Origin of the sequence: Thalassospira sp. HF15, from assembly GCF_011806525.1 — a bacterium.
Lineage (GTDB): Bacteria > Pseudomonadota > Alphaproteobacteria > Rhodospirillales > Thalassospiraceae > Thalassospira.
The window spans coordinates 145760-158896 of record NZ_JAAVKI010000005.1 but is presented as its reverse complement, the minus strand read 5'-3'; the positions used below and the strand labels follow the sequence as shown (position 1 = coordinate 158896).

Here is a 13137-nt window from a genome sequence, read left to right as displayed (position 1 = left end):
GTCAGGCAGTCTCGGCATCAATCAGCTGATTAAGGCGATCAATCATCACCTTGCCATCATGGCCAGCATCATTAAGCGTCTCGATCCAGTCATCGACAACAGGCTGGGTTGCGGCCTGCCAGCGTTCAATCTCGGCTTTGGGAATCTCGACGAATTTGTTGCCGCGATCAGCACACATCTTGTAGCCAACAGACTCAAAGCTATCGAACTGTTTGCCGATCTGGCGTGAAAGGTCGATGCCGGAATTGGCATCAATCACCGCCTTGAGATCATCTGGCATGTTGTCATAGGCATTGCCCGCCATCAAAAGCGCAAACGAGTTGGCATAAAGACCACGTCCGCCCTCTGCCGGTGCGCAATGGAAAGATGTCAGTTCATGAAGTTTGAAGGCCGGAACCACTTCATAGGGCAGGCAGGTACCGTCAATCACGCCATTGGCCAGGCCAACGGCCATCTCGGTTACCGGGAAAAAGACAGGTTCTGCGCCCAGAATGGACAAGGCCTTGCCAACACTCTGGTTCGGGGCACGGATTTGCAGCCCTTCAAGATCGGCCTGATTCTCGATGGCTGTGTCGCGCATATGGAACTTGCCACCGGCATGAACATGGAAGGCCAGCGGCTTCATGCCGCGATATTCATCCTGACCGAATTCATCCATGAACTTGTGCATGGCGACCGATGTTGCCTCGGCGGTGGTCACCATGAAGGGCAGGCTCGGCGTTTCGGAAACCGGATAACGCCCCGGCGTATACACCGTCAGCGTCCAGGCGATATCAACGACATTATTTGCCACCTGATCAGCCAGTTGCGGTGGTTTGCCACCAAGCTGCATGGCCGGGAAAATCTGAATATCGATACGTCCATCGGACTGTTCACGAATGGTCTTGGACCATGGTTCGAAGAACGCCTTGTGCATCGGTGCAACCGGCGGCAGCATGTGATGCAGCCGAAGGGTGACCTCGGCCGCACGTGCCTTGCCGATAATGGCCGGGGCTGCAAGTGCGCCACCCATGATGCCGAGCATCTGGCGGCGGTTGACGGGAAATCCTGACATCGAACGTCTCCTCACGTTGTGGGCACACCGTTTTGTTTGGGTGGCCCTGTTCCTTCCTGACTGTTCTAGCGTCCGCTTTTTTGCGGATTCTTTACCGGTATTTTGATCTTCTGGCCGCGATTGGGCGGCTCTGTTATGGGGCGCTATTTGAAATTCGGGGCGCGCTTTTCGAGAAACGCCTTCAAACCTTCCTGTGCATCTTCGCTGGTCTGGGTCAGGGCTGCGCACAGGCTTTCGGTAAACAGGCCGTCTGTCTTGGCCATGTCCTCAATCCGTGACAGGGCCTGGATCATGACATAGTTGGAAAGTTGTGCATTTTCAGCCACCGTATTGGCAAGCTCGAGTGCTTTTGCCTCGGCGGCATCCTGACTGTCACAGACATAATGGGTCAGACCAAGCCGCAGTCCATCCTCGGCATTGTATTTGCGCCCGGTCAGCATCATTTCGATCATGCGATCCGCACCCAGAATGCGGCCGACCCGAACAGATGCGCCGCCGCCGACAAAAATACCACGGCGTCCTTCGGGAAGCTGGAAAAAGGCGGTTTCATCGGCAATGCGGATATGGGTGGCACTGGCCAGTTCAAGGCCGCCACCGATCACCGCCCCCTTGAGAAGCGAGATCACCGGCAGTCCGCCATACTGGATCATGTCCATGATGCGGTGCCAGTTGCGCGAATGGCGCATGGTTTCTGCAGCATTGCGCGCGACATGTTCTGCAAGATCAAGGCCCGCGGAAAAATGCCCGCCTTCCCCGGCAAGGATGACAACCCTGACCTCTTTCGGGGGATTGGCAAAAAAGGCCTCGAGGGCTTCCATCAGGGTGTCGCTGACAGCGTTACGCTTCTCAGGTCGCGTGATGGTCAAACGGGCAATCGATCCGTTGATTGCGACGTTCAATACGTCATTCGCGCCGTTGGTCATGTTCTTGTTCCTTACGTAAAGCAATCTGTCTTCATCGTGCCTGCAGGCGAACCGCGCCATCCAGTCGGACGACGGTGCCATTGAGCATGGTATTTTCAACGATATGGCGGGCCAGGTCGGCAAATTCCTGTGCCTTGCCCAGCCGCTTGGGAAACGGAATATTGGCCTCAATCGCCTGACGGGCCTCGTCTGGGAGGGTCTCGGTCATCGCCGTGGAAAAAAGTCCCGGCGCAATCGCCATGACCCGCACACCGATCCGCGCCAGTTCACGTGCAGCTGGCAACGTCATGGAGGCAATGCCACCCTTTGATGCCGCATAGGCGCATTGGCCGATTTGCCCGTCTTCGTATCCGACCGAGGATGTATTGATGATTACGCCCCGTTCACCATCGTCATTGACCGGGGTTGCTTCCGAAAGCAACTGGGCGGCATGGCTCATGGTGATGTAGCTGCCGGTCAGGTTGATGTTCAGTGTTTTGATGAAATCATCAATCGGCAGGTTGCCATCGCGTGGCAGAATACGGTTGGCCGTACCGATCCCGGCACAGTTTACCAACACCCGCGGCAGGCCAAGATTCTGTTTCACGGTCTTGAATGCAGCTGCGACCGACTCCTTGTCAGAGACGTCGACTTCCAGTCCGATTCCGCCGGTTTCGCTGGCGACTCGTTTGGCGGCATCGCCATTGCGATCAAAGACCGCAACCTTCGCACCCGCAACTGCAAATGTACGTGCGGTGGCTTCGCCAAGGCCGCTTCCCCCGCCGGTTATGATGACGGGAACCTGATTGAGCTGCATTTCCTTACCCAGAGTTTGTTATGTTTTATAACAATTATGTTTACACAGTAATGCGGCGGCGTCAATCGCCATTAGATCGCTGAAATACGGCTTAAATTTTCTTCTCGCGCGCGCGATCATTATAATAATTTTGGCGAACTTTCGATGGGGCCATACACGCATAGAGATATTGCGCTTGATGTAATGAATTATGATTGTTATGAATTATAACAAATAAGAAAATGATAACTGGAGGTTTCGTCTCATGCCTATGATTGCAGAACCCGGACTCCGTCCGGTTCGCATGGGAGACACGCGTGTCTCGGTGTCAAAAAAAGACAACGGCACGATCTATATCCGCTCTGCTGAAACGCCGGATGACTATCCGCGCGCCATCACCGACAAGCTTGATGAATGGGCGGAAAAGACGCCTGATCGCCTGTTTCTCGCCGACCGCGACAAAACCGGTGGCTGGCAAAAGCGCAGCTACCTTGAAACCCGCAATGAGGTCCGCAACCTTGCGCAATATCTGATCGGGCAGGATCTTTCAGAAGATCGCCCGGTTCTGATCCTTTCAGGCAACAGCCTTGAACACGGGCTGCTTGCACTGGCATCCATGTATGCCGGTATTCCATATGCGCCGGTATCTCCGGCCTATTCGCTGATCTCGACCGATTTTGCCAAACTGCGCCATATCTGCGATTTGCTGAACCCCGGTCTGATCTTTGTCGATGACGGTGCGAAATATGCCAAGGCATTGGCCGCTGTCATGCCAAAGGATGCCCGTCTTTTGGTGTTGGAAAATCCGCTGTCGCAATATGACTGCGATGTTTATGCCGACGCCTGTCAGACCATGCCGACCGAGGCTGTCGATGCCGCGAATGCCAAAATCACCGAAGACACGATAGCCAAATTCCTGTTTACGTCGGGCTCCACAGGGATGCCAAAGGCGGTGATCAATACCCAGCGCATGCTGTGTTACAACCAGATGATGCTGCGCCACGCGCTGGCCTTTCTGCAGGATGAACCACCCGTGATGGTCGATTGGCTGCCATGGAACCACACTGCCGGCGGTAACCACAATTTCGGACTGGCCCTTTATAACGGGGGCAGTTTCTATATCGATCAGGGCAAGCCGACCCCGGGCGGCATCCATGAAACGGTGCGCAATCTTTCCGAGATTTCGCCAAACATCTATTTCAACGTCCCCAAGGGCTATGAGGCACTTGTCCATCATTTGCGCGAAAACAAGACACTTCGCGAGATGTTCTTTGCCAAGCTGAAACTGATGCAATATGCCGGTGCCGGTTTGTCGCAATATGTCTGGGACAATCTGGAAAAAATTGCCGAAGACACGGTCGGCGAAAAAATCGTCATCGTCACCGGCTATGGTTCGACCGAAACCGCCCCCTTTGCCTTCACCACCACCTGGGCGGTCGATCAGGCAGGCAGTGTTGGTCTTCCGGCGGTCGGGCTTGATATCAAACTTGTTCCCAATGCCGAAAAGCTTGAAGTGCGCCTTAAGGGGCCAAGCATCACGCCGGGGTACTGGAAGCAGCCCGACAAGACCGACGAATCCTTCGATGAAGAAGGCTATTACCTGATTGGTGATGCTCTGAAATTTGTTGATCCGGACAATATCGACCGTGGCTTTCTGTTCGATGGTCGGGTGTGCGAGGATTTCAAACTCTCGTCCGGGACGTGGGTGCATGTGGCTGCCATCCGAACCGCAATTGCCCAGACCTTTGCACCTTATGTGCGTGATGCCGTGCTGACCGGCTTGAACGAGGATTATCTCGGCGCGCTGATCTTTGCCGATTTTACCGCCTGCAAAAAACTTTGCCCGGATCTGCCGGCAAATGCGGCCGAGCGTGACATTGCCACCCATCCGGCTGTCATCGCGCATTTCCAGAAATGCCTTGATGAACTTGGCGCCAAAGCGACCGGCAGTTCAAACTTTGTTGCGCGCGCGATCCTGCTTGAAAACTCGCCGGAACTTGATGCGCATGAAGTCACTGACAAGGGATCGATCAATCAGCGTGCGGTTCTTGCCAAGCGTGCTGACAAGGTTGCCGAACTTTATACTGACCCGTCACCAGCCGGTGTCATGATCGCCAAAAGAGGATAAGCAGAATGACTGCCAACGCCAAAGGTCTCAGGACCGAATTTGAAGATGTCTGGCTGCTGGGCGGGAAGCGCACACCGTTTGTCGATTATACCGGCGCATTCGGGCTGATTTCCCCGATTGATCTTGGCATCAAGGCGGCCCGTGCCGCCATCAAGGATGCCGGGGTCAATGCCACCGACATAGATTTTACCGTCGCCGGCTCGATGGCCCAGGCGTCCTATGATGCCTATATGACGCCGCGCCATATCGGGTTGTATGCGGGCGTTCCCTATGACCGGCCAGCCCATCTGGTGCAGCGGATTTGCGGTACGGGGATCGAAGTCATCCTGCAGGCGGCGGATCATATTTCGCTTGGTCGTGGTGATCTGGCACTGTGTGTCGGGACTGAATCCATGAGCCGCAATCCGATTGCGGCCTACACCCATCGCAGTGGTTTTCGTATGGGGCAGGTCGAATTCAAGGACTTCCTGTGGGAAGCGCTGCTTGATCCGGCTGTCAGTTGCACCATGGGCGATACGGCCGAAAATCTTGCCAAAAAATACAACATCACCCGCGAAGAAGTGGACCGCTTCGCCGAACGCAGTTTTGCGCGTGCGGTTGACGCCCAGCAGAACGGGTTCCTCGCGGACGAGATTGTTGCCGTAACCAACGAAACCTTTGAAATGGAAAATGGCAATCCACGCGCAATCAAACTGCCGCGCAAAGTGGACGCGGTCGACGCAGACAGCCATATCCGTCCGTCCCCCTATGACATTCTGGCCAAACTGCGCCCGGTCTTTGGCGGGGTTCAAACCGGTGGCAATTCATCGGCGGTTGTTGACGGCGCGGCGGGTGTTGTTCTTGGCAGTGCCGATTATGCCCGCAAGCATGGCCTGAAACCGCGCGCGCGGATCATTGCCGGGGCGGCCGTGGGCGTTCCGCCCGAAATCATGGGCATCGGCCCGGTACCGGCCATTGAGGCCGTTCTGGATCAGACAGGTATGACCCTTGATCAGATTGACCGCATCGAAATCAACGAGGCGTTTGGCGCACAGATATTGGCGTGTATCCGCGAACTTGGCCTTGATGAAAACAAGGTCAATGTCAATGGCGGCGCGATTGCGATTGGTCATCCGTTGGGTGCAACGGGCGTTCGTATCACCAACACGCTGGCCCGCGAACTGGCCAAATCCGGCGGTCGTTATGGCATCGCATCCGCTTGCATCGGCGGCGGGCAGGGAATTGCCGTTCTGATCGAAAACGCGCCGCTGGCATAGGCTGGCATAACAGGATTCAGAGGCGCCATCAGGGGCGCCGGGGTACGACAAACGGAGAGGTTATTTTTGACCGGGGCATTGGTTTTGGACCCGGTTTGGCGATCAGTCCAACCTTCGGTGCAAAGCTTTCCAAGGGTGGTTTGATCAAATCGAGAAACCGACAGACAAGGCAACAAAAACATAAGTGCCGCTGTTGGTTTACTCAGGGAGGAAACAATGAAACGACTTAAACTTGGTTCAGTGATTGCCCTGGCATCATTTGCTGTCATCGCTTCTACCTCTGTGGCATCCGCCCAAGAGGTGAACTTCCGCCTTGCCCACTGGTTGCCGCCAACCCATCCGGTGCAAACCATGGGTCTTGAAGATTGGACAAACTCCATTCGCGAGGCATCCGGTGGCAAAATCGATTTCACGATCTTTCCGGCCCAGCAACTTGGTTCGGCACCCGATCACTATGACATGACCCGCGATGGCATTGCCGATATCGGCTACATCAATCCGGGCTATCAGGCGGGCCGTTTCCCGATCTATGGTCTGACGGAAGTCCCGTTCAATGTGAAAGACGCGGTCAATGGATCGGTCGCGCTTCACAAGTGGTATGCGAACTATGCCGAACAGGAAATGCCGGAAGTCAAACTCTGTCTGGTAAACCCGCATGACCCGGGCACCATCCATTCAAAGATGCCGGTCCATGTCCCGGATGACATCAAGGGCCACGCAGTCCGTCCGGCCCATGCAACCATGGCCCGCTTTGTGAACCTTCTGGGCGGTGCCAGTGTTCAGGTCCCCGCACCCGAGGCACGCGAAGCCATTGCCAAGGGCACGGCAGATGCAATCACCTTCCCGTGGAACTCGATGTATATCTTTGGCATCGACCAGGAAACCAAATATCACCTCGATATGCCGTTCTATGTCTCGTCGCAGATCCTTGTGATCAATCGCGGTGTCTATGACGGCCTATCAGCGGAAAACCGCAAGGTGATGGACGATCATTGCACACCGGAATGGTCAGGTCGTTTTTCCAAAGGCTGGGCTGAGAACGAGGCATCGGGTCGTGACAAGATGATGGCATCGGGCGATCACGAACTGTATCAGCCGACCGCTGATGAACTTCAGCAATGGCGTGATGCCGCCGAGCCGCTTGTCGCACAATGGCGCGAAAGTGTCGCTGCCAAGGGCGGTGATGCCGATGCCATCTATAAGGCATTCATCGACGCGCTTGAGGCCGAAAACGCCAAGTATTGATGCCATGTTCTGTATCGGCGGCATCAAATGTCGGTGCTGCCGATACCTCTGAAAGTGCATAATCCATGCGGGTTCTTCATCACTGCCTTCGCTATCTCGAAGCATTTTCACGCAAGGTCGAAATGGTCTCGGCCATCTTGCTTGCGGTGATCACGCTGCTTGTCCTTGCGTCCGCAATTGGCCGGTACCTGTTTGCGTGGCCGATCCCTGACGCGTTCGATTTTTCGCGGCTGTTCCTTGGGGTCGTAATCATGTGGGGTTTTGCCTGCGTGGGCTATCGCGGATCGCATATCAAGGTTGATCTGTTTGCCTTGATGCTGCCTGCGTGCGTGCGTCGCTGGACGGATTTTTGTGCCTGGCTGGTCCTGCTGGGATTCACCGGTTTGCTGTGCTGGAAGATGCTGGCCCGTGTGACCAGTGCCTATAACAGTGGCGAGACGACATTTGATCTTCAATTGCCCGTCTGGCCGGTCATGGCCCTGATCTGGCTTGGTGTTGCGGTCGGCATACTGACCATCCTGGCCCGTGCCTTGATGATTGCGCTTACCGATGCCGGTCTGGATGATTTCGAACCGGCGGAATCAGAACCACACATTGCCTCTGAACAACACAAGTCAAAGCCATCTGCTGGTTTGGGGGGAACTGATGACTGAAGCAGATTTTGTCGCACTGGGCGGGTTTGTTGCGCTTTTTGCCCTGATGTTGCTTCGGGTTCCGATCGGGATCGCAATGGGCATCGTCGGTGTCGGTGGATTTGCCGCAATCGTCGGGCCAACCCCGGCGCTCAACCTTCTGGCGCAATCGCCCATCCGGACCATTACCGATTTTAACCTCAGCCTTATTCCGTTCTTTATTCTGATGGGGGTTCTGGCCACCAATTCGGGCATGTCGCGCGAACTGTTTCGCGCAGGTCAGGCGTGGCTTGGATCGTTTCGCGGCGGCATGGCGCTTTCGACAATTGCGTCATGTGCCGGGTTTGCCGCGATATCGGGCTCTTCGGTGGCAACGGCGGCAACCATGACCAAGGTTGCTTTGCCGGAAATGCAACGCAGTGGCTATCGCGATCATGTTGCAACCGGGGTTATTGCGGCGGGCGGCACCCTTGGCATTCTGATCCCGCCATCGGTTGTTCTGGCGGTGTATGGCTTTATTACCGAACAGGATGTCGGCAAGCTTTTCATTGCTGGCATCATTCCAGGTCTTCTGGCGATCGTGATGTATATGCTGGCCTTTCGGGTGACCTATGCCCGTGGTCTACCGGCGGGCGACCGATTTGATTTGCGCCATGCCATGCGCTCCCTGCGCGATGTCTGGGCGGTTCTGGCCCTTTTTATTGCGATTATCGGCAGTATCTATCTTGGTGTTGTCACCGCGACCGAGGCCGCGGCGGTGGGATCTGTCCTGACCGCCTTGATAGGTGTGCTTCGGGGTAGGCTTGGCTGGCGCAGCATTCTTGATAGCCTGGTTGAGGCCCTTCGCACATCGGTTGCAATCTATACCATTCTGATCGGTGCGATCCTGTTTGGCTATTTCCTTGCCATCACCCAGACACCGCAAAAGATCACTGCATGGCTGGTCGGGCTTGATATCGGGGCCTATCCGACGCTTGCACTGATCCTGGTCTTTTTCCTGCTGCTGGGCTGCATCCTTGATGCCATGGCGATGATCATCTTGCTGGTGCCCATCGTCTTTCCCGTGGTGACCCAGTTGGGGTTCGATCCGATCTGGTTTGGCATCATCGTTGTCATGACGGTCGAACTTGGCCTGATCACACCACCCGTCGGGATGAATGTGTTTGTCATCAATTCGATTGCGCGCGAAGTGCCGCTGCAAAAGGTCTTTCAGGGCGTCATCCCGTTTGTCGCGGTCGATATCATCCGCCTGATCCTTTTGGTTCTGGTGCCGTCTATCGTTCTTTTCTTACCGATGACCATGAATTAGGGGCGCAAACATGAAACTTGAAATCGAACATTTTTGTGATCTCACGGTCGAGCTGGAAGCCCCGATGGAATTGGGCGAATCAATGCGCGGCACGCGAAGGATTATCCCGATCATCGGCGGGCATGTCGAAGGCAAGTATCTGAACGGGCGCGTTCTGGCATTGGGCGCAGACTGGCAAACTGTTTTCGAAAACGGTGTGGCCGAACTGGATACGCGATATTGTATCGAGACCCATGATGGTGCGCTGATCGATATCCGAAACTTCGGTTTCCGCCATGGCCCCAAGGATGTGTTGGCCGCCCTTGCGCGCGGCGAACATGTCGATCCGTCAAAATATTACATGCGCACACAGCCCCGGTTTGAAACCGGCGACGAACGTTATCGCTGGCTTAATCACCGCATATTTGTCGGAACCGGACAGCGCGAAAAAAGCACTGTCTACGTGTCGGTCTACGAAGTGCTGTGACAGCTGCTTGGCGACTTGCAGCACTACGCCAAACAAAAACGCCCCCGGTCAATCGGGGGCGTTTTTTGGTTTCTTTATGCGGTACTCAGAACACGACGCTTGGCAGCCAGTTGGCGAGTGATGGCCAAAGCCAAATCACGAAAATACCAAACAGCTGAAGTGCGATGAACGGAATGACACCCTGATAAATCTGGCCGGTGGTGATTTCCGGCGGCGCAGCACTGCGCAGGTAAAACAGCGAGAACCCGAACGGCGGTGTCAGGAACGATGTCTGAAGGTTGATCGCAATCAGGATCGCCAGCCAAACCGGATCATGGCCCATCATGATCAGCCCTGGCGCAATCAGCGGCAGCAGGATCACCGTGATCTCGACGAAATCAAGGAAGAAGCCCAGCACAAAGATCAGCGCCATGCAGAAAATCAGCGCGCCTGTCGGACCACCGGGCATGGATTCAAGTATCTCTGCCACATGGTCTTCGCCGCCCAGCCCGATAAACACCAGCGAGAACATGCTGGCCGTCAGGATGGTGGCAAAGATCATCGAACTGACTGTCATGGTCGATGTCAGTGCTGATTTCAGGATATCGGTTTTCCATGCCTGACGCAGACAGGCAAAGATCGCAACAATGCCGATTATGGCCAAAGTGACATACCCGACACCCAAGACGTAATCAAAGCCGGTCAGGTCACTGCGCTGGAACCGTACCGGTGCGACACCGGCCATGACGGCAAGGATCAGAAGGGCGACGGTGCCGGTCAGAACCAGATTGCGGTTCGCCCCCTGACGGACACCGGCCATCAGGATCGCGCCAATCGCACCCACTGATGCGGCTTCGGTCGGGGTCGCAACCCCGCCCAGAATGGCACCGAGAACAGCAATGATAAGCATGACCGGTGGCAGAACTGCACCAATCACCTCGCGCATATTCGGGCGGCCATCATCACTTTGAACCGGCGGCATGTCATCGGGGCGGAACACCCCGCGCAGCAGGATATAGATGATATAGATCGCAACCAGCGTCAGGCCGGGGATCAGCGCACCGGCAAAGATCTGCCCGACCGAGATGGTTTCTATCGTGAATTTTCCCTGCTCATACTGTGCCTGCTGATAGGCCGATGACATCACGTCAGACAGAATGATCAAAAGGGTCGAGGGCGGGATAATCTGGCCCAGCGTGCCTGCGGTGCAGACAAGGCCCGAAGCCATTTTCGGGTTATATCCCGTGCGCAGCATGGTCGGCAGGGCAATCATGCCCATCGCAATCACGGTTGCGCCGACAATCCCGGTGGAGGCTGCCAGCAACGCGCCCACCAGCACGACTGAAATGCCCAAACCGCCGCGCAACTGGCCAAACAGGCGCCCCATGGTATGCAGCAGATCTTTGGCAATGCGGGATCGTTCCAGGATCACACCCATCACGACAAACAGCGGAATGGCGATCAGAACATCATTGGTCAGCGTGCCAAAAACCCGCTGCCCAAACGCCCCCATCAGGCCGATATTCATCGTATCGGTGACCCAACCAAGATAGCCGAAAATCACCGCCGTGCCGGCAATCGAAAAGGACACCGGAAAGCCCAGAAGGATGCAGCCCATCAGGGCGGCAAACATCAAAAGATCAAGATATTCCATCACTTCGCACCACCTTGATCTTCAACGTCACCGCGCAGCAAAATCACCTGCCGCAAAAGACAGGCCACAGACTGGATAATCAAAAGAATGCAAAAGGCCGGGATCAAGGATTTCAAAAACCAGACGGCCGGAATGCCGCCCACTGAAATCGCCCCTTCCATCATCGAGATCGAATTGATCACCGAAGGCCAGGTCCAGTACAGCAGGGCTGCCATCGATGGAATGGCCAGAACTGTATACCCAAACGCATCAATCCGCGCCTTGGTCTTGTCGGTGGCAGCGGCATAGAAAATGTCCACCCGGACATGACCATCAACCAACAGCGTATAGCCCGCCCCCAACATGAACAAAGCGGAATGCAGATACAAAACGCTTTCATTCAGCGCGATTGAGCTGAACCCGAAAACATAGCGCAGCAAAACCACTGTAAACTGCAACAGAACCATCAGAAGTGCGAACCAGCGCACGGTCATCCCGGTCCAGTGGTTTACCTGATCAAGTGCATCAGCAAGGCGCTGCATGACATCTCCCCGTGAAAGGCACGCCTGAAAAAATAACCGGTGCCGGAGAGTTCCGGCACCGGTCATAACGTCTATCAGAAGCCGAGCACTTTGGCGCGGGCATTCATCTGACCATTATCGGCATAGGTCATGTAACCACCGATCAGGTCACGATAGGCAAGGAAGCTTTCAGTGACTTTACGGGTCAATGCGTCGTCGCTTTCACGCAGGTCTGCATAAACCTCGGTCGCAGCCTCACCCATTGCTGTAATCACTTCATCTGGAAGCATGCGGACTTTAACGTCCTGCTCGGCAACCAGTTTCTGCAATGCCTTGGCGTGGTTGGTTTCGTATTCGGTCCAGACTTCGTTATAAAGGCTGTCTGCCGCGAACTTCACAACCGCCTGAAGATCTTCCGGAAGATCGGCATAGGCCTTGGCGTTCACTGCACATTCCTCAGCCGAGGACGGCTCGCCAACACCTGGCCAGTAGTAGTTCTTGGCAACCTGATAGAAACCAAGCGCGCTGTCTGTCCACGGGCCAATGAACTCGCCGGCGTCAAGCGCACCAGACTGAAGTGCCTGGAACATGTCGCGACCACCCATGGCCTGAACCGCCATGCCGAGTTTCGCGCACATTTCCGATGCCAGACCGGTGGTGCGGAACTTAAGCCCCTTAAGGTCATCGACCGAGTTGATTTCATTGCGGAACCAGCCTGCCCACTGCGGACCGGAGTTGCCACACAGGAACGGTTTCAGGCCGAACTGGCCATAGATTTCGTCATACAGTTCCTGACCGCCACCATAGTTCAGCCAGCCAACCTGTTCATCGGCACGCAGGCCAAACGGCTGAGACCCGAACAGAAGGATGCCCTTGGATTTTGACCCCCAATAGGCCGGAACCGCGTGATAGATCTCGGCCGTGCCTTCGGAAACGGCATCAAACACACCACGACCCGGAACCAGTTCGCCAGCCGCGTGGAGTTTGACTTCAAGACGACCACCCGACAGCGTGGTGATACGGTCTGCCAGTTTCTGTGCAGCCACACCCGGTCCAGGCAGGTTTTTCGGCCAAGCGGTAACCATGTTCCACTGGCGCTTGTCCTGTGCGATGGCAGGGGTTGCGAATGTTGCAGCGGCTGCTGCACCTGCGCCGGCAACACCGGCGGTCAGAAATTCACGTCTTTTCATGTTAAGAAGCCTCCTTGATTGTACCC

Annotated in this window: 12 protein-coding genes; 6 read left to right on the top strand and 6 right to left on the bottom strand. The window is 55.6% G+C overall.

The window, feature by feature from the left end; translation table 11 throughout:
* Position 1: 1 nt before the first annotated feature.
* The 3 genes from HED22_RS12680 to HED22_RS12670 all read right to left on the bottom strand — a co-directional run bounded on the left by HED22_RS12680 (position 2) and on the right by HED22_RS12670 (position 2773).
* Entirely contained in the window at positions 2 to 1054 is a 1053-nt protein-coding gene (locus HED22_RS12680) for a TRAP transporter substrate-binding protein (protein WP_167722740.1), read from the bottom strand.
* 143 nt (positions 1055 to 1197) lie between these two features.
* On the bottom strand, positions 1198 to 1977 hold the full coding sequence (locus HED22_RS12675) for a crotonase/enoyl-CoA hydratase family protein (RefSeq protein ID WP_167722737.1): 780 nt from the start codon (positions 1975 to 1977) through the stop codon (positions 1198 to 1200).
* 31 nt (positions 1978 to 2008) lie between these two features.
* Positions 2009 to 2773 carry an SDR family NAD(P)-dependent oxidoreductase gene (locus HED22_RS12670; protein WP_167722736.1) on the bottom strand — a complete coding sequence of 255 codons (765 nt, stop codon included), beginning with the start codon at positions 2771 to 2773 and terminating at the stop codon, positions 2009 to 2011.
* A 244-nt stretch (positions 2774 to 3017) separates the two neighbouring features.
* On the opposite strand from HED22_RS12670, the gene HED22_RS12665 reads away from it, so the two are divergent.
* The 6 genes from HED22_RS12665 to HED22_RS12640 all read left to right on the top strand — a co-directional run bounded on the left by HED22_RS12665 (position 3018) and on the right by HED22_RS12640 (position 9788).
* On the top strand, positions 3018 to 4880 hold the full coding sequence (locus HED22_RS12665) for a feruloyl-CoA synthase (RefSeq protein WP_254870017.1): 1863 nt from the start codon (positions 3018 to 3020) through the stop codon (positions 4878 to 4880).
* A gap of 5 nt (positions 4881 to 4885) precedes the next feature.
* Positions 4886 to 6136 carry a thiolase family protein gene (locus tag HED22_RS12660; protein ID WP_167722733.1) on the top strand — a complete coding sequence of 417 codons (1251 nt, stop codon included), beginning with the start codon at positions 4886 to 4888 and terminating at the stop codon, positions 6134 to 6136.
* Between the two features lie 216 nt (positions 6137 to 6352).
* The gene (locus HED22_RS12655) at positions 6353 to 7381 is read left to right on the top strand and encodes a TRAP transporter substrate-binding protein (protein ID WP_167722732.1); all 1029 of its coding nucleotides are present in this window, start codon (positions 6353 to 6355) and stop codon (positions 7379 to 7381) included.
* 65 nt (positions 7382 to 7446) lie between these two features.
* Positions 7447 to 8034: a TRAP transporter small permease gene (locus HED22_RS12650; RefSeq protein WP_167722729.1), complete on the top strand. Its 588-nt coding sequence runs from the start codon at positions 7447 to 7449 to the stop codon at positions 8032 to 8034.
* Positions 8027 to 9322 carry a TRAP transporter large permease gene (locus HED22_RS12645; protein WP_167722727.1) on the top strand — a complete coding sequence of 432 codons (1296 nt, stop codon included), beginning with the start codon at positions 8027 to 8029 and terminating at the stop codon, positions 9320 to 9322. Before HED22_RS12650 ends, HED22_RS12645 begins: the two co-directional genes overlap by 8 nt.
* Before the next feature lie 10 nt (positions 9323 to 9332).
* A complete protein-coding gene (locus HED22_RS12640; protein ID WP_167722725.1) occupies positions 9333 to 9788 on the top strand; it encodes a DUF3237 domain-containing protein in 456 nt (151 codons plus the stop codon).
* 85 nt (positions 9789 to 9873) lie between these two features.
* Here the strand turns inward: HED22_RS12640 and HED22_RS12635 are convergent, their stop codons facing one another.
* The 3 genes from HED22_RS12635 to HED22_RS12625 all read right to left on the bottom strand — a co-directional run bounded on the left by HED22_RS12635 (position 9874) and on the right by HED22_RS12625 (position 13111).
* Complete coding sequence (locus tag HED22_RS12635; protein WP_167722723.1) at positions 9874 to 11421, bottom strand: TRAP transporter large permease subunit; 1548 nt, start codon at positions 11419 to 11421, stop codon at positions 9874 to 9876.
* Positions 11421 to 11942: a TRAP transporter small permease subunit gene (locus HED22_RS12630; RefSeq protein ID WP_167722721.1), complete on the bottom strand. Its 522-nt coding sequence runs from the start codon at positions 11940 to 11942 to the stop codon at positions 11421 to 11423. The genes HED22_RS12635 and HED22_RS12630 overlap by 1 nt, the downstream gene beginning before the upstream one ends.
* A gap of 74 nt (positions 11943 to 12016) precedes the next feature.
* Entirely contained in the window at positions 12017 to 13111 is a 1095-nt protein-coding gene (locus tag HED22_RS12625) for a TRAP transporter substrate-binding protein (protein ID WP_167722719.1), read from the bottom strand.
* Positions 13112 to 13137: the final 26 nt, after the last annotated feature.

What these genes read in the sequence shown, in the direction of transcription:
- HED22_RS12635 (WP_167722723.1), bottom strand. Translation starts at nt 11,421, where the DNA reads ATGGAATATCTTGATCTTTTGATGTTTGCCGCCCTGATGGGCTGCATC.
- HED22_RS12630 (WP_167722721.1), bottom strand. Translation starts at nt 11,942, where the DNA reads ATGCAGCGCCTTGCTGATGCACTTGATCAGGTAAACCACTGGACCGGG.
- HED22_RS12640 (WP_167722725.1), top strand. Translation starts at nt 9,333, where the DNA reads ATGAAACTTGAAATCGAACATTTTTGTGATCTCACGGTCGAGCTGGAA.
- HED22_RS12650 (WP_167722729.1), top strand. Translation starts at nt 7,447, where the DNA reads ATGCGGGTTCTTCATCACTGCCTTCGCTATCTCGAAGCATTTTCACGC.
- HED22_RS12670 (WP_167722736.1), bottom strand. Translation starts at nt 2,773, where the DNA reads ATGCAGCTCAATCAGGTTCCCGTCATCATAACCGGCGGGGGAAGCGGC.
- HED22_RS12665 (WP_254870017.1), top strand. Translation starts at nt 3,018, where the DNA reads ATGCCTATGATTGCAGAACCCGGACTCCGTCCGGTTCGCATGGGAGAC.
- HED22_RS12680 (WP_167722740.1), bottom strand. Translation starts at nt 1,054, where the DNA reads ATGTCAGGATTTCCCGTCAACCGCCGCCAGATGCTCGGCATCATGGGT.
- HED22_RS12675 (WP_167722737.1), bottom strand. Translation starts at nt 1,977, where the DNA reads ATGACCAACGGCGCGAATGACGTATTGAACGTCGCAATCAACGGATCG.
- HED22_RS12625 (WP_167722719.1), bottom strand. Translation starts at nt 13,111, where the DNA reads ATGAAAAGACGTGAATTTCTGACCGCCGGTGTTGCCGGCGCAGGTGCA.
- HED22_RS12660 (WP_167722733.1), top strand. Translation starts at nt 4,886, where the DNA reads ATGACTGCCAACGCCAAAGGTCTCAGGACCGAATTTGAAGATGTCTGG.
- HED22_RS12645 (WP_167722727.1), top strand. Translation starts at nt 8,027, where the DNA reads ATGACTGAAGCAGATTTTGTCGCACTGGGCGGGTTTGTTGCGCTTTTT.
- HED22_RS12655 (WP_167722732.1), top strand. Translation starts at nt 6,353, where the DNA reads ATGAAACGACTTAAACTTGGTTCAGTGATTGCCCTGGCATCATTTGCT.